Raw genomic sequence first — 24343 nt, 5'->3', positions numbered from 1 at the left:
AGCGGCTTTCCCTTTTTTCATTAGGCCCAGGTTTATTTTTTTACATAACAGTGAAACGATTTAATATCCGGTGCGTCTATAAAGAGGGATTTCATCATGAAAATAATAATATGGAGGCAATAATATGTGTGGATTTGTTGGAGTTTTTAACAAGCATCCATTAACTCAAACCGCAGATCAAGAAGAACTTATCAAACAGATGAATCAGATGATCGTTCACCGCGGTCCTGATAGTGATGGGTATTACCATGATGAGCATGTCGGATTCGGATTCAGACGGCTCAGCATTATTGATGTAGAAAACGGCGGGCAGCCTTTATCATATGAAGATGAAACATATTGGATTATCTTTAACGGAGAAATCTATAACTATATTGAACTGAGAGAAGAGCTTGAATCAAAAGGATACCAATTCAACACAGATTCAGACACAGAGGTCCTTCTTGCGACATACCGTCATTATAAAGAAGAAGCCGCTTCAAAATTACGCGGAATGTTTTCTTTTCTGATTTGGAATAAAAATGATCATGTCTTGTACGGCGCAAGAGACCCATTTGGCATTAAGCCGTTATATTACACAACGATCAATGATCAGGTTTATTTTGCCTCAGAGAGAAAAAGCTTAATGGCTGCTGAAAGCCATATTCAACTGGATACTGAGGCACTTCAGCAGTACATGTCGTTCCAATTTGTTCCTGAACCTGGCACGCTGGACGTGAATGTGAAAAAGGTAGAGCCTGGACAGCAGTTTACGATTCGCCCGGAAGGCGATATCACCTTTAAAACGTATTTCAAAGCGCATTTCAAGCCTGTTCAATCTTCAGATGAAGATAAGCTTGTCAAGGAAGTAAGAGACGCGATTTTTGATTCTGTTAAGGTTCATATGAGAAGTGACGTGCCAGTCGGTTCTTTCCTTTCAGGAGGGATTGATTCTTCCTTTATTGTATCCGTTGCTAAAGAATTTCATCCGAACTTGAAAACATTTTCTGTCGGATTTGAACAGCAGGGGTTCAGTGAGGTTGATGTTGCGAAGGAAACGGCAGCTGCACTTGGCATAGAAAACTTCAGCACCGTTATTTCTCCGGAAGAATATATGAACGAACTGCCGAAAATTGTCTGGCATTTTGATGATCCGCTTGCTGATCCGGCTGCGATTCCATTGTATTTCGTCGCAAAAGAAGCGAAAAAACAAGTAACAGTCGCGTTATCGGGCGAAGGGGCTGACGAACTGTTCGGCGGATACAATATTTACCGCGAACCGCTTTCTCTTAAACCGTTTGAACGCATCCCGTCCGGTCTGAAAAAGATGCTTTTGTATGTAGCTTCTGTCATGCCCGAAGGAATGCGAGGCAAAAGCCTGCTGATCAGAGGATGTACGCCGCTTCAGGACCGCTATATCGGAAACGCGAAAATCTTTGAAGAACCTGTGAAAAAACAGCTTCTCAAACATTATAATCCGCAGCTTTCTTACCGCGATGTGACGAAGCCGTACTTTACAGAAAGCAGCTCATACAGTGACATTAACAAGATGCAGTATGTAGACATTCATACATGGATGCGCGGCGATATTCTGTTAAAAGCGGATAAAATGACAATGGCCAATTCATTAGAACTGCGTGTACCGTTCTTGGACAAGGTCGTATTCGATGTGGCCTCAAAAATTCCGGATGAATTAAAAACGAAAAACGGCACAACGAAATATCTGCTTCGCAAAGCGGCAGAGGGCGTTGTTCCTGATCACGTGCTGAACCGCAAAAAGCTCGGTTTCCCAGTGCCGATCCGCCATTGGCTGAAAAATGAAATGAATGAGTGGATCCGAAATATTATTCGGGAAAGTGAAACAGACGCTTATATTAAAAAGGATTATGTCCTTCAGCTTCTTGAAGACCATTGTGCGGATAAAGCGGATAACAGCCGTAAAATCTGGACAGTGCTGATCTTCATGATCTGGCACAGCATTAATGTTGAAAAACGATTAGTGCCTGAAGAACTGAACCATCAGCCCAAAGAAGTTATTTTTGTATAATTAAAAGGCTTCCGATTCGTCGGAAGCCTTTTTGTTATACCTGCTGCACTCTGCATCCATCCGACTTCCTCTTAGTCCTTGTATTCCGCTATGCTTTACATAAAGTGTTAAAAAATATTCACAAAACGTTTATAATAGAGTTAATTGAATGACTAATAGATTAGATAGGTCTAGCCATTTTTGACTGTTTTCGGAGGAAAAGGCCGGATGAATCCCACTATGATACGCAGCAAAAGAAGCGTTACTAGATTAAAATCGAATAGTGTTAGGGGAGAGGGTTATGCAAAGAAAGGCGCAAGAAAAACAATTGCATCGGGGATTAGAACAAAGACATATATCTTTGATGTCATTAGGGGCAGCGATTGGGGTAGGTTTATTCCTTGGCTCTGCTTCTGCTATTAAGTTAGCCGGACCCGGAATTCTGGTAGCTTATGCTTGCAGCGGTCTTGTTATGTTTTTTATTATGAGGGCACTTGGCGAAATGGCGATTCAAAAGCCGGTGGCAGGTTCTTTCAGCAGATACGCACGTGACTATTTGGGCCCTCTCGCGGGATATTTGACCGGCTGGAATTATTGGTTTTTATGGGTGGTAACGTGTATGGCTGAGATTACAGCAGTCGGCATCTATATGAAATATTGGTATCCGGATGTTCCAAGCTGGATATGGGCATTGGCAGCGCTGATGATAATGACGGCTGTCAACTTCCTAGCCGTAAAAGCATATGGAGAGCTGGAATTTTGGTTTGCTCTTATTAAAATTGTAGCAATCTTATCGATGATTGTTGTTGGTTTATTAATGATTATCGCCGGAGTCGGGAACGGAGGAGTCGCGACAGGCATCAGCAATCTGTGGAACAATGGCGGATTTTTCCCAAACGGCATAAAAGGGGTTTTGCTGTCACTCCAAATGGTGATGTTCGCTTACTTAGGAATTGAAATGATTGGTGTGACTGCCGGAGAGGTGAAAAATCCGGAAAAATCGTTAGCAAAAGCGATTGATACAGTATTTTGGCGGATTCTTATTTTTTATGTTGGTGCATTATTTGTCATTATGTCTATTTACCCTTGGCAGGAAATCGGTTCACAAGGAAGCCCGTTTGTTCTTACTTTTGAAAAAGTCGGCATTCCTTCGGCCGCGGGCATCATTAACTTTGTTGTTTTGACGGCAGCGCTGTCTTCTTGCAACAGCGGGATTTTCAGCACGGGGCGCATGCTCTTTAACCTGGCTGAACAAAATGAAGCGCCGAAAGCTTATGGAACTTTGACAAAAGGCGGGGTTCCGGGTAAGGCCGTTTTGGCTTCCGCAGGTGCGTTATTAATCGGCGTTGTGTTAAATTACGTAGTGCCCGCAAAGGTATTTACATGGGTCACGAGCATAGCCACATTCGGAGCGATTTGGACATGGGGAATCATTTTGCTGTCTCAGCTTAAGTATCGTAAAAATTTACAGCCGAGTGAACAAAAACGCTTAAAGTACAAGATGCCGTTATATCCGTTCACTTCATATGTGTCATTAGCTTTTTTGGCGTTCGTCATTATTCTTATGGCTTATAACCCGGACACCAGAGTTGCCGTTATTATCGGTCCGATCTGGTTTTTGATTTTGGTTGCAGTGTATTTCAAAAAAGGGTTTCATAAAAAGAACGCTGTGAAAACGTCGTCGGGAGAACAGCAGATCAGTCAATAATGGAAGCGTTTAATCGCAATGAATGCATAAATCAGTGAATAGCCGCAGTATGTTTATGCTTAAAAGGTTTTCGATTCGTCGAAAGCCTTTTTTATATGGACGTTAAAATCATCTGTAAAAAATGGTGAGGCGCACCTGTGGATGAATTAATAGAAATCAGAGAACAGGAAAGAATAAGGTGCAAGGGATATTGAGCGAAAAATAGCCTGAGGGAACGAAAAGTTCTGAAGCAAACAGGTAAGCGGCTCCCCTCAGGCTGGGATACTGAACACAACCTTATGCAATGATAGCCTTAATGACTGATGTAAGAGATTGTTTAGGATTTACTTAAAAACCCCAAAAGTCAGCTCGGGTTTGGGGTTTCAATGGTTTTTACTTATATAATGTTTCGAAAAATGTTAAAGTAAAACAAAGTCATTTTTGCTGAAGGTTTTTATAGTACTGGCCTTTGGCTACATATTCTGACCGGATTCTTTCCATGTCTTCTCTGTCTTCGTCTGTTAAAGGGCGAATGACTTTAGCTGGGCGTCCGAATGCGAGATGGCCCGGCGGAATGGTTTTGCCCGGCGGGACGAGGCTGCCCGCTCCGATAAATGCGCCTTCACCGATTTCAGCACCGTCAAGAATAATGGAACCCATGCCGATTAAGGCATTCTTTCTGATAATTGCGCTGTGTAATGTAACCTGATGGCCGATTGTGGCGTCATCTTCTATAAGCAGCGGGCGGTTCGGGCTTTGGTGAAGGCAGCTTAAGTCTTGGATATTCACGCGTTTTCCGATCCGAGTCGGCGCCACGTCTCCCCGAATGACCGCAGAGAACCATATGCCAGATTGTTCTCCGATTACAACGTCACCGGTGATTGTCGCGTTATCCGCAATAAAAGCAGTAGGGTGAATATCCGGCTTATATTGCATATAAGGGTAGATCATGAATCTCATCCTTCTTTCTCTATTTAAATTTCGTAAGAGGTGAACTGCATGTGGACCTGGAAAGCAGACAGACCTGTGGGTTCAATTGTTATCATCCACGGGGCAAGCGAATACCACGGACGATATAAATGGTTAATAGAAATGTGGAGATCTTCAGGCTATAACGTTGTGATGGGCGATTTGCCGGGGCAGGGAACAACCACCCGGGCGAGAGGTCATATTCGCTCATTTCAAGAATACATTGATGAAGTAGATAAATGGATAGATACAGCCAGAACCTTTGAATTGCCTGTTTTCCTTCTCGGTCACAGTATGGGCGGGTTAATTTCGATTGAATGGTTTAAACAGCAGAGAAATCCCCGCATTACGGCACTTATTTTATCATCACCCTGTCTCGGTCTGCAAATTAAAGTAAACAAAGTGCTTGATATCGCATCGAGAGGGCTGAATGTCATCGCGCCTTCGTTTAAGGTGGAATCAGGTTTGTCGCTTGATATGGCCACACGTAATCAGTCCGTAATAGAGGCTGATCAAAATGATTCTTTATATGTTACAAAAGTGTCTGTCAGATGGTACAGGGAGCTGTTAAAAACGTTTGAGTCCGCCATGGTGCCGACTGATGCTTTCCTGAAGGTGCCGCTTCTCGTCATGCAGGCAGGAGACGACAGGCTTGTGGACAAAAGTAAGGTAATTAAATGGTTTTCAGGAGTAGCGTCCCACAATAAGTCATACAGGGAATGGGAAGGCCTCTATCATGAAATATTCAATGAACCAGAAAGAGAAGCTGTTTTCAAAGCAGCAAGAGCATTTACCGATCAGTATATTTGAAAACATTTGGGGGTGCATGTGTTGACAGTACCGGAACATCCTTTTGGCCTTATGACAAAAGTATATCGAGATATTTTTCCGCTCGTACATCAAGAAATGAAAATATGGCAGGCGAAATCTGAATCGATCCGAAATAGTGAATTAAAAGCACAGGCCATGGCAAGTATCAGGGATAAAACATTTCACTGTGAAGGCGGCGGCATTTTGGCTTTATTATCGGGTGATGAGAAGCAAAAATGCGTGGAATTTATTATTGCATACCAGACAATCAGCGATTATTTGGACAATTTGTGCGACCGAAGCACCTCGCTTGATCCGGATGATTTTCGAATGCTGCATGCCTCCATGCTTGACGCTTTAACAGTCGGGGCAGAGCTGCAAAATTATTATCAATTCAGGAACGAGCAAGATGACAGCGGATATTTGCATGATCTGGTCAAAACATGCCAGCGTGTCCTCGGTTCAATTGAACATTACGACATCATTAAACCCTATCTTTTAGAGCTTTGCGGCTATTATTGCGATCTGCAAGTGCATAAACATGTCGTGGAACATGAGCGTGTCCCGAGGCTTGAAAATTGGTTTACTCAATTTGAAGCGGATCTTCCTGAGATGGAGTGGTATGAATTCTCCGCTTGCGCCGGATCAACGTTAGGCATTTTCTGTCTGGTTGCGTATTCGTTTCAGCCGGATTTTAATGAAGACACCGCGAAAAAAATACGCAGCAGCTATTTTCCGTACATACAGGGGCTTCATATCCTGCTTGATTATTTAATTGACCAGGAAGAGGATCTGCTTGGTGGGGATTTGAATTTTTGCACGTATTACGAGTCTCACGAAGAAATGATGAAAAGACTGGAGCATTTTATTGAAAAAGCAGACGAGCATTTGCGGGGCATTCCGCATGAGAGCTTTCATCGTCTGATTAACCGCGGGCTGCTTGGCGTCTATTTGTCCGATGATAAAGTAGCGGGACAAAAGGAAATGGGCAGGCTTGCGAAAAAGCTGATCAAAGCAAGTGGTAAAACATCGTTTTTCTTCTACATCAATGGAAGAGCCTACCGTAAATTTCAAAAAATGCCTTGGATGAGAAGCTCTTAATATAGAAAAAAGCTCAAATCACTTGCTGATTTGAGCTTTTTTTTCAATAGCGATAATAAATGGCGGATCATTTTGCTGGTTTAAATATCCATATGATAAAACTCGCGCTGTTTGCTGATCAATGTTTCGGCAGTAAGCCAGCACATCCTCTTTTTCCGCTTTGCCTTCAGGGTGCCCGTGATAGACAACAAGCACAATCAGCCCGTCTTCTTTCATCATAGCCAGAAGCTGTTCGATGGCTTTGATCGTTGATGCGCCGTGTGTTGTCACGCTTTTGTCGCCGCCGGGAAGATACCCGAGGTTGAAAATGGCTGCTGCTACCCGGCCGTCCGCTTCAGGAGGAAGGGATTCAGCGATTTTATCATGGCTTTTATGGAACAATGTGACGCGGGGCCCGTATTCCTCGCCCAGCCGCTCTCTTGTGGCAGCCAGCGCAGATTCTTGAATGTCAAACGCGTAGACATGTCCGTTTTCGCCGACAAGTTTTGCTAAAAAAAGGGTGTCGTGTCCGTTCCCCATTGTCGCGTCAACCACGATGCTTCCTTTATCCGCAGCCATTTGCAGCAGTTCTTTGCTGTAGGGGAGAATTTTCTTTAACATCATAATGCCGTTTCCTCCCCGAGCCTCTGAAAGAGTTTTCCTTGATAGCTACCGCGTTTTATAAGCTCGTTATTGATTGCGCCCAGTACTTCCCACTTATTTACGCTCCACATCGGGCCGACCATCAGTTCAATCGGTCCGTCACCGGTAATGCGGTGGACAATCATTTCCGGGGGAATGACTTCCAGTTGATCGCATACAAGCTGAACATACTCATCCTGCGTGAGGAATTCCAGTTTGCCTTTTTCATATTGCTTTACCATTGGCGTGCCTTTTAACAGATGTAAAAGATGGATTTTGATGCCCTGCACGTCCAAATCGGCGACTGCCTTTGCCGTTTCCATCATCATGTCCCGGTCCTCGAGCGGAAGTCCGTTAATAATATGTGAGCAAATGCGTATGCCGTGTTTTCTTAATTTATGAACACCTTCCGCGTAGCAATTAAAATCGTGCGCGCGGTTAATCAGCAGGGCCGTCCGCTCATGGACCGTCTGAAGCCCAAGTTCCACCCACAGGTAGGTGCGTTCGTTCAGTTCAGCCAAATACTCAACGACATCATCAGGAAGGCAATCCGGGCGTGTTGCGATGGAAATGCCGACCACCCCGTCAAGCGCGAGCACTGATTCAAATTTCTCGCGAAGCACTTCAACCGGAGCATGTGTGTTTGTGAAGGCTTGGAAATAAGCGATATATTTGCCGTCCTTCCATTTTTCATGCATGCGCTCTTTAATGTCATTAAATTGAGTGATTAAGTCGTCTGCGCGGTTTCCTGCAAAGTCACCTGAGCCGGCCGCGCTGCAAAATGTGCAGCCGCCGTGTGCGACTGTGCCGTCCCTGTTCGGACAGTCAAAGCCGCCATCCAAAGCAACTTTAAATACCTTATGGCCAAAATGCTCCCGTAAATGATAATTCAATGTATGATACCGTTTTTCCGTGTTTGTATAGGGAAAAGGGTTGTTCTGATTCAAATCAGGAAAGCCTCCTTACGTCAAATGCATCCTAAAATTGTAGCACGCATTTTAAATAAGAACAAATGAATATCGACCATAAATTTCATTATTGAAGGAAGGGAGATGAGGCTACAATAACAGGGATGGATGAATTCCATTAAGAACAGGAGGGGTTTCTATGGCAACAAGACAATCTGTAGATGAACATCTCCAACGAAGCGAACAGGCATATGAATTTGCTTCTGAACAATTTAAGATCAGCGCCAGACAAGAGCATTACAATGAGGAAGAATACAGCGAAGCGCAAATGAAGCTGGAAAATGCGGTGAATGAGTTAAATAAGCTGTCTTTGTCATCAAACGACCAGCAAAGAGAGCAGCTGTACCGGATGAGGCTTCAGCTTCAATCACTGCAAAACAATATGATTTTGCAGCGTTCTTACGATGAGTAAAGAATGAATGGACCCTTTTTGAGAGGGTCCATTTTTTTTGCCAAAAAAGTCATTGACTTTTTCTATCGGTGTGTTTATTGTATTAAGTGTACTACTTGATGTAATACACAACAAACACTAATGAAACCAAATCATATACATACGCTGATGAAAGGAGACGACTACATGAAAAACAATAGGCCGCGTAAGAGAAACATGCCCATGCTGATAGCCGCTTCAGTTATTGCCTGTTCCTTTTTTCTTATTCTTGTCATGCTCGGTTTCGAATGGCAAAAAAGTATAGAAGACCATTTTTATTTTTAAGAGTTTGCAGATCGTACAGAAAGAAGGGAAGTAAATGATTCAAATCGATCCGAGAAGCTCAACTCCGATTTACGAGCAAATTATTCAGCAGATGAAAGAGCTTTGTTTAAAAGGGATCATGGCCCCAGGAGATAAGCTTCCTTCTGTCAGGGAACTGGCGACTATCATTATTGCCAATCCGAACACTGTCAGCAAAGCCTACAAGGAGCTTGAACGTGAAGGGATCATTGAAACGCTGAGAGGCAGAGGAACCTATATATCAGAAGAGGCAAAAACGACATTGGTTGAAGGGAAGATGACGATGATTAAAGAGCAACTCAAGCAGCTCATCATCGATGCACATTATGCGGGAGTCGAGCTGGAGAAACTCCAGGAATGGATAAAGGAAATCAGCGCTGATGTAAAAGGAGGGAAACGGAATGATTGATTTGCGGCAGCTTTCAAAAACGATAGATGGAAAAGAAGTGCTGAAAGATGTCTCGCTGACCATTGAGAAGGGTGAAATCTTCGGTCTCCTCGGACGGAACGGATCGGGAAAAACAACCTTGCTCCGTTTAATCCAGCAAATCATCATTCCGGATCAGGGTGAGATTTTATTCAATAATGTGGAGATTAAAAAGCATCCGAAAGTAAAGCAAAACATGATTTATATGCCGGTTCAGAACCCTTTTTATGATAAATATACTTACAAGCAGCTTGTTGACATTTTAAGAAGAATCTATCCAAACTTTGATGTGACGTATGCCAATGAGCTGATGAACAGATATGAAATTCCGGAAACAAAAAAATACCGCGATCTTTCGACAGGGTTGAAAAAACAAATGTCACTTGTTCTTTCTTTTGCAGCACGGCCTGCACTCATTCTGCTTGATGAGCCGACAGACGGTATTGATGCAGTCACACGGCACGATGTGCTTCAGCTGATGATTGATGAAGTGGCGGAGCGCGATACGAGTATATTGATTACATCCCACCGTCTTGAGGACATTGAAAGAATGTGCAATCGGATCGGTTTTCTTGAAGATAACAGGCTCACAAATGTCATGGATCTTGATGAATTGAAAGAAGAATACATCAAAATTCAAATTGCATACGAATCTGACGTCAATTTGGCCATCAGAGAACAAAACATTCCATTATTGGACCAGGCGGGCGTGTTTTATACCGTTCTGATTCTGAAAAAAGATGAGAAGAAAAAGCAATTTTTAAAAGATCTGAAACCGAAAGTATGGCATGAACTTCCTGTCAACTTAGAAGAAGTATTCATAGCGAAGTTTGGAGGGAAGCGCAGATGGTAGACCGCGGACTGTGGTTTAAGGAGTGGAAGCAAAATCAAGTGGTGCTGCTGGTGATTTTTGCGTTTTTGATGCTGATTAATCCACTTTCGATTATGAGTGATTATTTTAGTTATCAAGGCTGTCTTAAAGATAATATGCTCGAATCTTGTACTTATATTATCAATTATTCGTCCGGCGGACTGATGCAGATAAACTGGGCGGCGGGCATTGTGCTGGCGATCTCTCAGATCGGGATTGAACGAAGTAAAGGGACTTTAGATTTTACATTGAGCCTGCCTTATAAAAAAAGCCAGATTTTTAATGCGAAATTTTTTATGGGCGCCGCGGTATTGACGGTTTCTCAGCTTCTTGGATATCTGTTTTCTGAATTGCTTATCCTTTTGCTAAAACCGGATTCTGTAATGTTTTTCCACCACTATGTGGTCGGAATGATGATTGTTACTTTTATGACGTATGCATTGGTTATGGCTGCCGGCGCTTTAACAGGAAACGTCTTTGCCCAGCTATTAACGGCATTTACTGTCGCGATTTTACCATTTTTAATCATAACTTTACCAGCTATTAATATTGAGATTATTTTTGGTCGGTCCATTCTTTACAGATTGGATCAGGTGCTCACGTTTGAAGTTTTTGGTTATTTTATCCCAATTGTGTATGGAGGAACAGATTGGATCATAGACAGCAAATATATCTTACTTATTCCGGCAGCCATGAGTATTATCTTTTATCTGATCGGATATTTCAGTTTCAGTAAACATCCGAGCGAACGAAACGGAAGCTTCTTTTTGTGGAAAGCGTTTGACCGTCCCGTTCAGATCCTCGTGATTGCATTTGGAATTCTTGGGTTCGGCTATTTCGGATATTCTGCCGGCCAATCTATTGTTGGCTACATCATCGGAATGATGATCGGCGCAGTTGTCGGATTTTTAATCAGCTACTTTTCGATTTATAAAAAAACAAAGCATCAGTAAGGGAGAGAAAAACATGATAGATGTTCAGCATATCGACCATTCATTTAAAATCGGAAAAAAAGGCAGAGAGAATGAGGTCCCTGTCTTAAAGGACGTTTCGTTGACGGTGTCCAAAGGAGAAATCGCCTGTATCGTCGGACGGAGCGGATCAGGGAAATCGACGCTCTTGAATCTCATTTCCGGGTATATCTCGCCTACTAAAGGAAGAATCGTTATTGACGGCACAGATGTAACCGGCTTTAACGAAAAGGAATGGGCTAATTTCCGTCTTGAGCATTTTGGCTTTATCTTTCAGAGCTTTCAGCTTATTGGGAGCCTGACGACGTACGAAAATGTGGAAATGCCGCTGGCGCTCAAAGGCGTAAAGCCGTCTGAGCGGAAGCAGAAAGTACAGGACATGCTGAAGCGCGTCGGCCTTGAAAACCATGCCGCTCATTATCCGAATGAACTGTCGGGCGGTCAGCAGCAGCGTGTCAGCATCGCGAGAGCGTTAATTTTGAATCCGTCGATCATATTAGCCGATGAGCCGACGGGAAGCCTTGATTCAGAAACAGAGCATGAAGTGCTTGAATTTATTCAGCAGCTCAACCGCGAGCGCGGGATTACATTTGTGATCATCACCCATGACGATGAGGTTGCATCCATCGCCCATTCAAAATTCCAGCTGCATGACGGTGTGTTAAAAGGGGGAGTTACCGTTGAGGTTTAAGGATCAAGTCAATTTTATCAGAAGAAATATGAAGAAAAACAGGCTGCGTGTCTTCATGACGGTGCTTGCGACGACAATGGCCTGTGCGTTTTTAATTGTATTATCGTCTGTCGGATTTGGGATTCAAAAGACCATTACCGATATGACAATGAGTCAGCAAATTGTCACGAAAATTACTGTTTACGGCAAAGATGACGGCAAAGCGGTCAAAAAATCAGATTTAGAAAAATTTAAACACGCAAAAGCCGTGGTTGAAAGAACACAGGTGCATGAACCGGTCAAAGCCAAATTAAACAATAGAACAAATGAAAATATGTCCCTGACGCTGACTAATATGAATGATGAATTAAAATCAAATATGGAATTGGATAAAGGTCGTGTCGCAAAATCAGAAAATGAGATTGTGGTTGGATATGATTTTGCGAAATATTTGTGGACTGAAAAAGAATCTAAAGACTTTGAAAAACAAATAAACGAGAACAATGGGAATAATGCAGAATTGAAAGAGCCTAAAGGGTATACCAAGGATATTCTCAACCAAACCCTCGAACTGAACGTATCAAAAGTTGATGAAAAAACGGGCAAAACTTCAGAGAAAACATATGATTTTAAAGTTGTCGGCATTACAAAGAAACCGAAAAATGATTGGATGGCGGATTCATCTGTTTTTGTAAGTGATGCGTTTAAAGGGGAGTTCTCTAAGTTTCTTGATTTATCTAAAGATAGCGAAAGTATTGAAAAAAGCGTAAGCGTTTATGCTGATAAATTTGATAATGTAGAGCAGCTGACAAATGATTTAACTGATGCCGGTTATAACGTCATGTCGGTCACAACACAGCTGCAGGGCGTAAACACCTTCTTTATGGTCTTCAAAATCGGACTGATCTTCGTCGGATGCATAGCCGTTATCATCTCTGCCATTGGTATCTTTAATACAATGACAATGGCCGTTACAGAACGGACGCAAGAGATCGGGATCATGAAGGCAATCGGCGCAAACCCGTCTATTATCCGCAGAATGTTTTTGATGGAAAGCGCATATATCGGTATCTTAGGTTCTGTCATCGGAATTATTATTTCTTACGGAGTGAGTTATATCGTGAATCTGGCTGTTCCGGTCATCCTTGAATCAACCGGAGCCGGCGCGGCGGGCGAATTGGACTATACGTTCTCTTATATTCCGCTGAGCCTTGTCATTATTGCGACTGTCATCAGCGCAGGGGTTGCGGTTATATCAGGCTTAAACCCGGCCAGAAAAGCCACAAAAACAAATGTCTTGACGGCGTTAAGAAGAGAATTATAATAATGAAACAGCCGGCTGAATCAGCCGGCTTTTCTCTATACACCTATCAAAGTGAAAAGTGCGGTGAATCCATTGTTTAAACTTTTGCTGATTGAAGATGATGAATCGCTGTTTTATGAAATCAAAGAGCGTTTAACCGGGTGGTCTTATGATGTGTACGGCATTCAGGATTTCAGTCAAGTGATTCAAGAATTTACGGCGATAAAACCTGATTGCGTCATTATTGATATTCAGCTGCCCAAATTTGACGGGTTTCATTGGTGCCGGATGATTCGTTCCCGGTCTAATGTTCCCATTCTCTTTTTATCCTCGCGAGATCATCCTGCAGATATGGTGATGTCTATGCAGCTTGGGGCCGATGACTTTATCCAAAAGCCGTTTCATTTTGATGTTCTGATTGCGAAAATACAAGCTATTTTTCGGCGCGTGTATCATTACAATTCAGAACCCATTGTCCTTAAAACATGGTGCGGGGCGACCGTAGATTCTGAACAAAATCTAGTCAGCAATGAAACAGGTTCTATTGAGCTGACGAAGAACGAAATGTTCATTTTAAAGCGGCTGATCGAACAAAAAAATAAGATTGTAAGCCGGGAAGAGCTAATAAGAAGCTTGTGGAATGATGAACGTTTTGTGAGCGATAATACATTAACGGTCAACTTAAATCGGTTGCGGAAAAAACTGGACACTTTGGACTTGGGGCAATTTATTGAGACAAAGGTCGGGCAAGGTTACATGGCGAAAGAAGAGGATAGTCTATATGATTAAAACCTTTCTGATCGAGAGGCGGAGCTGGATCCTTGTTTTTTTATTTCAGCAGTGTATCATCCTGCTTATTGCTTATATTGATTCGGCCATTCCATTTAAACCGGTCCTTTATATTGTCTACTTATCACTTATCATGTTTACAATCTTTGTCATGGTCCGCTGCCATAAAGAAACGAAATTTTATAAAAGTCTTGAAGAATGGGAAAACAATCTTGATGTGACAAGCATCAATGACCCTGAGTCTCCTTTTGAAACCATTATTGAGAGAAGCATCACCGGCCAAACGAAACAATTGAAACAAACCGCGTCACAAAATCGCTTGACGTTAGAGAATGAAAAAGATGAACTCATGGCTTGGATTCATGAAGTCAAAACCCCATTAACTGCGATGCATTTAATTATTGAGAGAATGGAAGATCAATCATTCAAATCCTCGTTATCGTATGAATGGCTGCGTATTCATCTGCTTCTCGATCAGCAGCTTCATCGAAAACGCATATCATTTATCGAAAATGATCTGTCCTTAGAGACCATTCAGCTCAAGTCCTTGATTTTCAAAGAGATCCGAGACTTACAATCATGGTGTATTCAAAAAGGGATCGGCTTTGACATTCAGCTGGAGACAGCGGAAGTTCTCAGTGATGCGAAATGGCTGGCCTTTATCATCAGACAGCTTCTGACCAATGCCATTAAATATAGCGAAGCCTCTGATATCGTTATAAAAAGTTATGAGCAGAATGATCGGACGCACTTGGAAGTGAAAGACTTTGGGCGGGGGATTGACCCTAAAGATATATCCCGCATCTTTGACAAAGGATTTACATCGACAACGAAACATCACGATCATGCTTCCACAGGCATGGGGCTGTATTTGGCGAAGAAAGCGGCAAAGCCCTTATTGATTCATATGAATGTACACTCAACACCAAATCTGGGCACGAGCTTTACATTAACCTTCCCGAAACGAAATGAATTCGTAAACATCATAAGCGTGTGACAAAAATGTCACATGCTTTTCTTTTTTGTTCGCTTAATCGAAGGAAAAGCCCGGCATTCCTTTCTATAATAAGATTATCCAACATAAAGGAGATTAGGGACATGATGATTTTAGAAGCCAATAAACTTCAAAAAAGCTACGGAAATAAACTAAATAAACAAGAAGTGCTAAAGGGCATTGACATCCACATTCAAAAGGGAGAATTCGTCAGTATTATGGGAGCGTCGGGGTCAGGTAAAACAACATTGCTCAACGTTCTTTCCTCGATTGATAAAGTGAGTCACGGGAGCATTCATATTAACGGAAATGAAATGACCAATATGAAGGAAAAAGAGCTCGCTGAATTTCGGAAACAGCATTTAGGCTTTATCTTTCAAGATTATAATTTGTTAGACACACTGACAGTGAAAGAGAATATCCTTCTGCCTCTATCTATTACGAAAATGTCTAAAAAAGAAGCCAATCAAAAGTTTGAGGAAGTAGCCAAGGAGTTAGGCATTTATGATTTGAGAAATAAGTACCCGAATGAAATTTCAGGCGGACAAAAGCAGCGCACATCCGCAGGAAGGGCATTTATACATGAACCAAGCATTATTTTCGCTGATGAACCGACCGGTGCGCTTGATTCAAAATCCGCTTCTGATTTGTTAAACAAGCTGAGCCAATTAAACCAAAAGCGCGACGCCACCATTATTATGGTAACCCATGATCCCGTAGCCGCCAGCTACTGCAGCAGAGTCGTTTTTATAAAGGACGGACAAATTTATACACAGCTCAATAAAGGCGGTCAAGACAGGCAGGCGTTCTTCCAGGATATTATGAAAACGCAAGGTGTGTTAGGCGGGGTTCAGCATGAACATTAATCAGCTTATCTATCGAAACCTGAAAAAAAATATCCGGAATTATTACCTCTATGTTTTTGCGTTAATCTTTAGCGTTGCGCTTTATTTCGCGTTTGTGACGCTGCAATATGATCCTGCGATTAACGAAGTGAAAGCGTCTATTAAAGGCGCGGCGGCAATAAAAACCGCATCCATCTTACTCGTTGTTGTTGTTTCTATTTTTATGTTATATGCCAATACCATTTTTATTAAAAGACGTAGTAAAGAAATAGGTCTATTTCAATTAATCGGAATGACTAAGCATAAAATTTTTCGTGTTTTAAGTGCGGAAAATGTGCTGTTATATTTCGGTTCTCTATTCGTCGGCGTTTTTGCCGGATTTTCTATGTCTAAACTAGTGTTAATGATTTTGTTTAAAATTGTTGACGTCAAATCGGAAGCGAAACTGCATTTTTCTCAACAAGCGCTAATCCAAACCATCATCGTGTTTTGCGGCATTTACCTTTTGATTATGATCATGAATTATATGTTTATTAAAAGGCAAAGTATTTTATCACTGTTTAAAGTCACTTCTTCCACTGAAGATAAAGTGAAAAAAATATCGATTCTGCAAATGATTGTCGGGGCGCTCGGCATCGTGTTTATCTTGTCAGGATACTATGTTTCTTCCGAGTTATTTAGCGGGAAATTCAAGACAATGAATGAACTTTTCTTCGCGATGAGCTTTATTCTTGGGACTGTCATAATCGGCACATATCTCTTTTATAAAGGTTCAGTCAGCTTTCTCTCTAACATCATCCGAAAAAGCAAGGGCGGTTACTTAAATATTTATGAAGTATTATCCCTTTCATCAATTATGTTCAGAATGAAATCGAGCGCTTTGTTATTAACGATTATTACGACTGTTTCAGCACTTGCGATCGGTTTATTATCCTTATGTTATATCTCCTATTATTCAGCGGAAAAAACAGCTGAACAAAATGTGGCGGCAGATTTTGCCATGACAAATCAAAAGGATGCAAAACAGTTTGAGCAGACATTGAACGAAAATGACATTCCGTACAGCAAAAAAGAACTCAATGTTGTGCAAGCGAATTTCAACATCGAGAACATTGTGGAAGGAGATCCTGAAAATATACAGGGTAATCTGCAAAAAACCCCGCTTGCTGTGGTTAGTGACAAAGAGATTGACGGAGTTGACGTGTCATCGGATGAAACCATTTTCTCCGGTTATACGGATCTCTTACAAAAATTGATGTCTTTAAAAGATTCCGGCAGCGTCAAAGTAAGCGGTCAGCATGAGACTGAATCATTAACCTATTCAGGGTTAAGAAAAGAGTTTCTCTTATCCTATAAATTTACCGCCGGGGGATTGCCCGTTGCGATTGTGGATGATGCATTATTTAAACGTTTAAAAAACGATAAAGACCCAAACCTTCAGAAAGAGTCTTCTGTATCTATCGGAATTCATGTGAAAAATGAAGACCAGTTGAAAAAGGCAAATGATCTTTTTGCAAAGGTAAATAAAAACGATCAGCATTTATCTAGGCTTGATGAAAGCATTGCGCAAAAGTCTCTTTTTGGTATTGTCATGTTTATCGTTGGTTTTTTAGGATTAACGTTCCTCATCACATCGGGGTGTATCCTTTATTTTAAACAAATGGATGAAAGTGAAGAAGAAAAACCGAATTATACAATCTTAAGAAAACTCGGTTTCACACAGGGAGACTTGTTGAAGGGAATACGCATGAAGCAGATCTATAACTTTGGCATCCCATTGGTGATCGGCCTCTTCCACAGTTATTTTGCAGTTCAATCCGGCTGGTTTTTATTCGGATCAGAGGTGTGGACGCCAATGATTATGGTGATGGTGTTATATACCGCCCTGTATTCTATTTTTGGCATCCTGTCTGTTCTATATTATAAGAAAGTGATTAAATCGGCGTTGTAAAACAAAAAGCTCCAGAAAAACTGGAGCTTTTTGTTTATCTTTTCGGCGCCCGGTACCCGGCTGCCTTAGCATCTTCAACTGAGCAAAACATTTCAGCAGGATCTGTCGTCCGATCGTAGTATGTACTGTCTGGAGTGTGGTAGATGCCGCTTTTGCTGCCTTTAATGTCACACGTTTTATTTGTCTCGGCGGTTGGTTCTGAACTGCTTTTATTTGTGCTTCCTGAGGATGGGGCTGTGTTTGAAGAATGTTCTTCTGAACTGGCTGTTGCCGTTTTAGCCTCTTTTAACTCCTGCTCCAGCTTTTCTTTCCCTGTTTGCAATTTTTTATTTTCAGTTCGCAGTGTTTCCTTGTCCTCATTCAATGAGGTTTGTTTCTCTTTGAGTTCTTTATTCTCCGCTTGCAGCGTTTCTTGTTTCTTTTTCAGTTCTTTATTTTCTTTTTTCAGCTTTTCAGTGCTGGCGTTTAAGTCTTTTTCAGCGTTTGCTAGGATTGTTTCGTATTCCTTTTCTAAGGTGTCATGCTCTTTTGAAAGTTTTTTGTATGAGGTTTGGAGAGCGGAATACTTTTCATCATCGGCCTTGGCTGTATTTGAATCCGGCTCCATAAAGGAAGCTCCGGCTATTAACAGAGCCAGACCTCCGATAAAAAGCGGCCAGAAAAATGTCTTTGAAAATGTTTTTTCCTTTTTAGACAATATTCTGACCAGATGGAACAAACCGTAACCTAGTGATACGAGCAGTGCGAGAAAACCGAAAACAGCTAACATATTTGCCATAACGAAACCCCTTTTTATATGATTACTATTCATTTTACATTTTTGTTTAAAAATTGGATATCATTATTTTATTTTCATATGTTGAAAAAATTGTGTGAGGCAGATAGAATAAGGGTTGGCTGTAATATCTGGATTCAACACGGGGACGTTATGCGCACTCCGTGTTTTTACGTGTTTTTTATAAAGAAAGGGGGATCAATATGCCGCGTGCTTTGAAAATTTTAGTAATTGGAATGTTTATGAACGTAACGGGAGCGTCTTTTCTTTGGCCGCTTAATACCATATATATTCACAATCATTTGGGGAAATCGTTAACAGTGGCGGGGCTTGTTCTCATGCTGAATTCCGGCGCAAGTGTCGTGGGTAATTTATGCGGAGGCGTCTTGTTTGATAAAATCGGCGGTTATAAAACGATTATGCTTGGAATTGTGATCACGCTAGTTAGTCTATTGGGTCTCATCTTTTTTCATCAGTGGCCGTATTATATTTGGCTTCTTACGATCGTTGGGTTTGGTTCCGGCGTCGTGTTCCCGGCAAGCTATGCAATGGCCGGTTCGATTTGGCCGGAAGGGGGAAGAAAGGCGTTTAATGCCATATATGTGGCGCAAAATGCCGGAGTTGCCGTTGGTTCGGCGCTTGGAGGCGCGGTTGCGGCTTTCTCATTTACGTATGTGTTTATGGCAAATGCCATGCTGTACGCTGTTTTTTTCTTTATCGTATATTTCGGATTTCGAAATATTCAGTCGAAGCAAACGGCACAAACGTCTATTCTTGATTTTGAGCCTGTGAGCAGCAGAGCCTCATTTACGGCGCTTATGATACTAAGCAGCGGGTATGTGCTGGGCTGGGTCGCTTATTCACAGTGGTCCACCACAATCGCTTCGCACACGCAAAGTATAGGAATGTCTCTTTCATTATACAGTGTGCTTTGGACTGTTAATGGAATATTAATTGTGCTTGGACAGCCGCTGGTCGGTTTCTTGGTGAAAAAATGGGCTGAATCACTCAAAGCCCAAATGGTGATCGGCTTTGTGATATTTATCATGTCGTATGGTATTTTGCTTGCAGCGAAACAATTTCACATGTTTCTTGCGGCAATGATTATCCTGACCATCGGGGAAATGCTGGTCTGGCCTGCGGTGCCGACCATTGCCAATAAGCTTGCGCCTAAAGGCAAAGAAGGATTTTATCAGGGGTTTGTCAACAGCGCGGCAACCGGAGGGAGAATGATCGGACCTTTGTTTGGCGGAGTGCTTGTTGATAAGTATGGCATTCATGTCCTGGTTATAGCGCTGATGGTTCTGCTTCTCGCAAGTATCGTCACAACAGTGATTTATGACAGGCGATTACCATCATCTGATGACGGCAATCAAACAAGGACAATCTCTTCCTAAAAAAAGATCCCGCTCTATTGGCGGGATCTTTTTACATAACCGGAAGCACGTTGACGGCGTCTTTTACATTTAAGTATGTCTTCAAAGAAGAAAAGTTTGCATCCAATTGGTTCATCCTCATGGCAAGTGCCGGTTTGATGCCTGTAATAATAAGCTCTGTGCCTGTCAATTTGAGCAAATGATGCAGTTTGAAGATTTGGTCAGCGGTTTGTTCATTTACACCCACTAAACCTGACAAATCGATAATTAAATAATCATCTTTTGATGTTGCTAATATGTTAGTCAGCGTACAAACAATGGATTCAAAGCGCTCTTCTGTCAAATTGCCGATAAGCGGCAGTGCTGAAATGCCGTTTCGTATCGGGACGACGGGAGTTGACAGTGTACTGATCTCTGCGAGTGAATCTTCGAGCAGTTTTTCATACTCTTTTTGCTGAGTGATGTCTTTTTGAAATCCGACAAAATATGTTTTATCTTCTTGTTCAATGTATATTGGATCAATATTCAGCTCGTTCCAAAACATCGTTCCGTCTTTTTTATAATTTTGTAATTGAACGGTGATCGGCTGTTTGTTTGTTAAACCGGTTCTGATCTTGGCCACTTCTTGAGCGTCTGTCTGATTTCCTTGTAAAAAACGACAGTTCTTCCCTAAGATCTCATCCGGCGAGTATCCGGTCAATTGAACGAATCCGTTGTTGACATACACAATGGGATTGTCCTCGAGGGCGGGGTCTGTCATCACCACACCAACGCGCGCATGATCAAGCGCTTTTTTAATTAATTCAAGCTGCTCCTGCATTCCAAAGATATTTGAGCTAGCCATATAAACCCCCTTTTCGGCTGTCGGTATCATTGCCTAAAGCCACATTGTTCCGTAACATCAAGTCCCCTTCATTTATAAACCCTACAGTAACCGTAGCATAACATATGTTCTTGTTCAAGCAGCCGCATTCAGCGTTTGTCATTCAGGCTTGTCCTCGTATAAACTAAAGATAAGAAACCAATTTGAACACTTGAGCGGGATTAAAATAAGTGCTAAATAAATAACTAGGTCATTGTCACTGGAAAAAAATGAATCTAATGCATCAAGCTTACCGATCATGTGTTCACATATAATGGAAGAAACAAGCTTTTTTACTTTCTTGCAGATTCGCCAGTATGTAGATATCGAAAATCATCGGAAAAGTTTAAGGGGGCTGGATGGCCTGAAGTCGCTTTACTAAATAAGGGCTTTAGGAAGGTGATGATGAAGATGCTGCATCAGGTTTTAATTGCTTGTGTGATTGGAGGAATAATGGGGATTCTCGGTCATGTAAAAAAAAGAGGCAGGCTGGAGAAACCCAGAATGACAAAGCGGTTCATTTACCTCGGTTTTTTGGAAGATTGGTTTATCGGCATGGCTGCTTCCATCTTACTTGTCTTATCCGCTAACCCCGATTCAGGAATCCAACTCGTCATCCTATCCATAATTTCAGGCTACGGCGGTGAAGCTGTTCTAAGAAGCTTTGACTTTGTCAGAGAACAAAATAGTGCATCGACCGGCTCCAAACGTCAAAATGAACCTCCACCCGAATAATTGTCCTCTACTGCGCCCGTTCAGGGTACATTCCCATTGTATACAAACCTGCTTGCACTTATGAACATAATTCTATAAAATACAGATAAGATTACGGTTGCGATAAGAACAGTGAAGAGGAGCAGTAAGAAGCAGATTTTGTTATAGAGAATTGACGGCTGGTGAAAGTCAATCGAATCTGTTTCTGAACTCACCTCAGAGTTGCAGCGGTGAAAGCCGCTGACGCATAACTGCGTTATAAGTATCAAGTGAGTGCGGCATCAGCCGCGCTAACGAGGGTGGTACCGCGGGAAAACGAAAGTCTCTCGTCCCTTTTTGGGATGAGGGAGTTTTTTTTAGTTTTAGAATAATCTGAATATAGTTCTTCTGTTCCCGTCAATACTTGTATATAAACGCCGTATTCAATAAGGAGGAGGTTTTTAAGTTGAGTTTTCAGCATAAAGAAATTGAAAAGAAGTGGCAGAACTATTGGCTAGAGAATAAAACCTTTGCCACTCTTGAAGATAATGAAAAACCAAAGTTCTACGCGCTGGACATGTTTCCTTATCCATCCGGAGCCGGTTTGCATGTCGGCCATCCTGAAGGCTATACTGCGACGGATATTCTGTCCCGTATGAAACGGATGCAGGGGTACGATGTTCTTCACCCGATGGGCTGGGACGCGTTCGGACTGCCTGCGGAGCAATACGCGCTCGATACGGGGAACGATCCCGCTATCTTCACAAAGCAGAACATAGATAACTTCCGCCGCCAAATTCAGGCGCTCGGCTTTTCTTATGATTGGGACCGTGAAATCAATACGACTGATCCCGGTTATTATAAATGGACGCAGTGGATCTTCTTAAAGCTTTATGAAAAAGGGCTGGCGTACGTTGATGAGGTGCCTGTGAACTGGTGTCCTGCACTCGGAACGGTGCTTGCAAATGAAGAAATTATTGACGGAAAAAGCGAACGCGGGGGCCATCCTGTAGAAAGACGGCCGATGAGGCAATGGATGCTGAAAATTACTGCTTATGCGGACAGGCTTCTCGATGATCTGGAAGAGCTTGACTGGCCGGAAAGCATTAAAGACATGCAGCGCAACTGGATCGGACGTTCTGAAGGCGCACACGTTCATTTTGATATTGAAGGGCATCATGAATCCTTTACTGTGTTTACGACAAGACCTGATACGCTGTTTGGCGCTACATACACTGTTCTTGCTCCGGAACACGCTTTGGTAGAAAAAATCACTACTACTGAACAGAAAGAAGCTGTAGAAGCTTATATCAAAGAAGTTCAATCGAAGAGCGATCTTGAACGTACAGATCTTGCAAAAACAAAAACAGGCGTCTTCACCGGAGCTTACGCCATTAACCCTGTGAACGGGGAAAAAATGCCGATCTGGATCGCAGATTATGTGCTTGCATCATACGGAACGGGCGCTGTGATGGCTGTGCCTGGACATGATGAGCGCGATTTTGAATTCGCCAAAGTATTCGGCCTTCCTGTTAAAGAAGTGGTCAAAGGCGGTAATGTAGAAGAAGAGGCATACACCGGAGACGGAGAGCATGTCAATTCTGATTTCCTTAATGGCCTCGGCAAGCAGGAAGCGATTGAAAAAATGATTGCTTGGCTGGAAGAAACGAAACACGGCGAGAAAAAGGTCACATACCGTTTGCGCGACTGGCTCTTCAGCCGCCAGCGCTATTGGGGCGAGCCGATTCCGATCATTCATTGGGAAGACGGAACATCAACAGCAGTGCCGGAAGAGGAGCTGCCGCTGATTCTGCCAAAAACAAGTGAAATCAAGCCGAGCGGAACCGGAGAATCGCCGCTTGCCAATATTCAGGACTGGGTTGAAGTGACGGACCCTGAAACAGGGAAAAAAGGCAGAAGAGAAACCAACACCATGCCGCAATGGGCTGGAAGCTGCTGGTATTTCCTTCGCTATATTGACCCGCACAATCCGGATCAGCTCGCTTCTCCTGAAAAATTGGATAAGTGGCTTCCGGTTGATATGTATATCGGCGGAGCGGAGCATGCGGTGCTGCATCTTCTTTATGCGCGCTTCTGGCATAAATTCCTTTATGACATCGGCGTTGTACCGACGAAAGAACCGTTCCAGCAGCTTTATAACCAAGGGATGATTCTTGGGGAAAACAATGAGAAAATGAGCAAATCAAAAGGCAATGTCGTCAATCCGGATGAAATTGTCTCCTCCCATGGCGCTGATACACTCAGATTGTATGAAATGTTTATGGGACCGCTTGACGCTTCAATTGCCTGGTCAGAGTCCGGGCTGGACGGTGCACGCCGCTTCCTGGACCGTGTATGGCGTTTGTTTATTGAAGACAGCGGAGAGCTCAACAGTAAAATAACAGAAGGTGCCGGCGAGACACTGGAGCGTGTGTATCATGAAACGGTGATGAAGGTGACTGACCATTATGAAGGCTTACGCTTCAACACGGGAATTTCACAGCTCATGGTCTTTATCAATGAGGCCTATAAAGCGTCAGAGCTTCCTAAAGAATACGTGGAAGGCTTTGTGAAGCTTCTTTCCCCGGTTGCGCCTCACCTTGCTGAAGAATTATGGACAAGACTCGGACACACAGGTTCCATTGCATATGAATCTTGGCCTGTATATGATGAATCGAAATTAATCGACGATGAAATCGAAATCGTGGTACAGCTGAACGGTAAAGTCAAAGCGAAGTTACAGGTTCCGGCTGATGCAACGAAGGATCAATTGGAGCAGCTTGCAAAAGACGACGAAAAGGTCAAAGAGCAGCTTGAAGGAAAAACGATCCGTAAAGTGATTGCAGTACCAGGAAAATTAGTGAATATTGTCGCTAACTAAGAAACAGATGAGATCCCCTTCCACACATTACCGGAAGGGGA

Annotated in this window: 23 protein-coding genes and 1 other annotated feature; of the genes, 18 read left to right on the top strand and 5 right to left on the bottom strand. The window is 42.5% G+C overall.

All coding sequences use genetic code 11. The features are described from left to right. Positions 1-124: 124 nt before the first annotated feature. Positions 125-2026, top strand: coding sequence for an asparagine synthase (glutamine-hydrolyzing) (asnB, locus tag AAHT65_RS00885; RefSeq protein WP_003324955.1), 1902 nt, complete (start codon positions 125-127; stop codon positions 2024-2026). 280 nt (positions 2027-2306) lie between these two features. Next, positions 2307-3713 (top strand): alanine permease AlaP, encoded by a 1407-nt coding sequence (alaP, locus tag AAHT65_RS00880; RefSeq protein WP_003324956.1) that lies wholly within the window; start codon positions 2307-2309, stop codon positions 3711-3713. Positions 3714-4127: 414 nt separating this feature from the next. On the opposite strand, the gene AAHT65_RS00875 is transcribed toward alaP, so the two are convergent. Beyond that, the gene (locus tag AAHT65_RS00875) at positions 4128-4643 is read right to left on the bottom strand and encodes a gamma carbonic anhydrase family protein (protein WP_063637131.1); all 516 of its coding nucleotides are present in this window, start codon (positions 4641-4643) and stop codon (positions 4128-4130) included. A 48-nt stretch (positions 4644-4691) separates the two neighbouring features. Between AAHT65_RS00875 and AAHT65_RS00870 the strand changes: the two genes are divergently transcribed. Together AAHT65_RS00870 and AAHT65_RS00865 are read left to right on the top strand one after the other, a co-directional pair. Continuing rightward, complete coding sequence (locus AAHT65_RS00870) at positions 4692-5471, top strand: alpha/beta hydrolase (protein WP_106046908.1); 780 nt, start codon at positions 4692-4694, stop codon at positions 5469-5471. A gap of 21 nt (positions 5472-5492) precedes the next feature. Further along, on the top strand, positions 5493-6572 hold the full coding sequence (locus AAHT65_RS00865; RefSeq protein WP_035175235.1) for a tetraprenyl-beta-curcumene synthase family protein: 1080 nt from the start codon (positions 5493-5495) through the stop codon (positions 6570-6572). A gap of 18 nt (positions 6573-6590) precedes the next feature. On the opposite strand, the gene AAHT65_RS00860 is transcribed toward AAHT65_RS00865, so the two are convergent. After that, positions 6591-7175 carry a tRNA (mnm(5)s(2)U34)-methyltransferase gene (locus AAHT65_RS00860; RefSeq protein WP_063637134.1) on the bottom strand — a complete coding sequence of 195 codons (585 nt, stop codon included), beginning with the start codon at positions 7173-7175 and terminating at the stop codon, positions 6591-6593. Continuing rightward, positions 7172-8140, bottom strand: a complete 969-nt coding sequence (locus tag AAHT65_RS00855) for a TIGR01212 family radical SAM protein (protein WP_010789576.1) — start codon at positions 8138-8140, stop codon at positions 7172-7174. The genes AAHT65_RS00860 and AAHT65_RS00855 overlap by 4 nt, the downstream gene beginning before the upstream one ends. Positions 8141-8300: 160 nt before the next feature. Between AAHT65_RS00855 and AAHT65_RS00850 the strand changes: the two genes are divergently transcribed. The 11 genes from AAHT65_RS00850 to AAHT65_RS00800 all read left to right on the top strand — a co-directional run bounded on the left by AAHT65_RS00850 (position 8301) and on the right by AAHT65_RS00800 (position 17715). After that, the gene (locus AAHT65_RS00850) at positions 8301-8573 is read left to right on the top strand and encodes a YtzC family protein (protein ID WP_003324965.1); all 273 of its coding nucleotides are present in this window, start codon (positions 8301-8303) and stop codon (positions 8571-8573) included. A 165-nt stretch (positions 8574-8738) separates the two neighbouring features. Continuing rightward, a complete protein-coding gene (locus AAHT65_RS00845) occupies positions 8739-8876 on the top strand; it encodes a hypothetical protein (protein ID WP_142395640.1) in 138 nt (45 codons plus the stop codon). Positions 8877-8910: 34 nt separating this feature from the next. Continuing rightward, positions 8911-9303 carry a GntR family transcriptional regulator YtrA gene (gene ytrA / locus AAHT65_RS00840; protein ID WP_010789574.1) on the top strand — a complete coding sequence of 131 codons (393 nt, stop codon included), beginning with the start codon at positions 8911-8913 and terminating at the stop codon, positions 9301-9303. Further along, positions 9296-10174, top strand: coding sequence for an ABC transporter ATP-binding protein (locus tag AAHT65_RS00835; RefSeq protein ID WP_010789573.1), 879 nt, complete (start codon positions 9296-9298; stop codon positions 10172-10174). Before ytrA ends, AAHT65_RS00835 begins: the two co-directional genes overlap by 8 nt. Next, entirely contained in the window at positions 10168-11145 is a 978-nt protein-coding gene (locus AAHT65_RS00830; protein ID WP_106360366.1) for an ABC transporter permease, read from the top strand. The genes AAHT65_RS00835 and AAHT65_RS00830 overlap by 7 nt, the downstream gene beginning before the upstream one ends. Positions 11146-11158: 13 nt before the next feature. Then, complete coding sequence (gene ytrE / locus AAHT65_RS00825; protein ID WP_010789571.1) at positions 11159-11854, top strand: ABC transporter ATP-binding protein YtrE; 696 nt, start codon at positions 11159-11161, stop codon at positions 11852-11854. Next, positions 11844-13157, top strand: coding sequence for an ABC transporter permease (locus tag AAHT65_RS00820; RefSeq protein WP_088117796.1), 1314 nt, complete (start codon positions 11844-11846; stop codon positions 13155-13157). Before ytrE ends, AAHT65_RS00820 begins: the two co-directional genes overlap by 11 nt. A 72-nt stretch (positions 13158-13229) precedes the next feature. Then, the gene (locus AAHT65_RS00815) at positions 13230-13925 is read left to right on the top strand and encodes a response regulator transcription factor (protein ID WP_003324974.1); all 696 of its coding nucleotides are present in this window, start codon (positions 13230-13232) and stop codon (positions 13923-13925) included. Then, a complete protein-coding gene (locus tag AAHT65_RS00810; protein ID WP_343310837.1) occupies positions 13918-14922 on the top strand; it encodes a sensor histidine kinase in 1005 nt (334 codons plus the stop codon). Before AAHT65_RS00815 ends, AAHT65_RS00810 begins: the two co-directional genes overlap by 8 nt. A gap of 101 nt (positions 14923-15023) precedes the next feature. Continuing rightward, positions 15024-15785, top strand: coding sequence for an ABC transporter ATP-binding protein (locus AAHT65_RS00805; protein WP_277713769.1), 762 nt, complete (start codon positions 15024-15026; stop codon positions 15783-15785). Then, positions 15775-17715: an ABC transporter permease gene (locus AAHT65_RS00800; protein WP_343310836.1), complete on the top strand. Its 1941-nt coding sequence runs from the start codon at positions 15775-15777 to the stop codon at positions 17713-17715. The genes AAHT65_RS00805 and AAHT65_RS00800 overlap by 11 nt, the downstream gene beginning before the upstream one ends. Before the next feature lie 34 nt (positions 17716-17749). Here the strand turns inward: AAHT65_RS00800 and AAHT65_RS00795 are convergent, their stop codons facing one another. Further along, positions 17750-18493, bottom strand: coding sequence for a hypothetical protein (locus AAHT65_RS00795; protein ID WP_343310835.1), 744 nt, complete (start codon positions 18491-18493; stop codon positions 17750-17752). 200 nt (positions 18494-18693) lie between these two features. Here AAHT65_RS00795 and AAHT65_RS00790 point away from each other — a divergent pair, with 200 nt between their 5' ends. Further along, positions 18694-19887 (top strand): MDR family MFS transporter, encoded by a 1194-nt coding sequence (locus AAHT65_RS00790; protein ID WP_151290300.1) that lies wholly within the window; start codon positions 18694-18696, stop codon positions 19885-19887. 31 nt (positions 19888-19918) lie between these two features. Here AAHT65_RS00790 and AAHT65_RS00785 read toward each other — a convergent pair whose 3' ends face one another. Continuing rightward, on the bottom strand, positions 19919-20710 hold the full coding sequence (locus AAHT65_RS00785; protein WP_003324980.1) for a blue-light photoreceptor: 792 nt from the start codon (positions 20708-20710) through the stop codon (positions 19919-19921). A gap of 423 nt (positions 20711-21133) precedes the next feature. Here AAHT65_RS00785 and AAHT65_RS00780 point away from each other — a divergent pair, with 423 nt between their 5' ends. Together AAHT65_RS00780 and leuS are read left to right on the top strand one after the other, a co-directional pair. Continuing rightward, positions 21134-21463, top strand: a complete 330-nt coding sequence (locus AAHT65_RS00780; RefSeq protein WP_010789560.1) for a DUF4257 domain-containing protein — start codon at positions 21134-21136, stop codon at positions 21461-21463. Between the two features lie 102 nt (positions 21464-21565). Beyond that, positions 21566-21779: a binding site (T-box leader), on the top strand. Between the two features lie 108 nt (positions 21780-21887). Continuing rightward, positions 21888-24302, top strand: coding sequence for a leucine--tRNA ligase (gene leuS / locus AAHT65_RS00775; protein ID WP_343310834.1), 2415 nt, complete (start codon positions 21888-21890; stop codon positions 24300-24302). Positions 24303-24343: the final 41 nt, after the last annotated feature.

It is taken from the genome of Bacillus atrophaeus (assembly GCF_039519175.1).
Lineage (GTDB): Bacteria > Bacillota > Bacilli > Bacillales > Bacillaceae > Bacillus > Bacillus atrophaeus.
The sequence above is the reverse complement of the archived record's forward strand: the minus strand, read 5'-3'. Positions and strand labels throughout refer to the sequence as shown.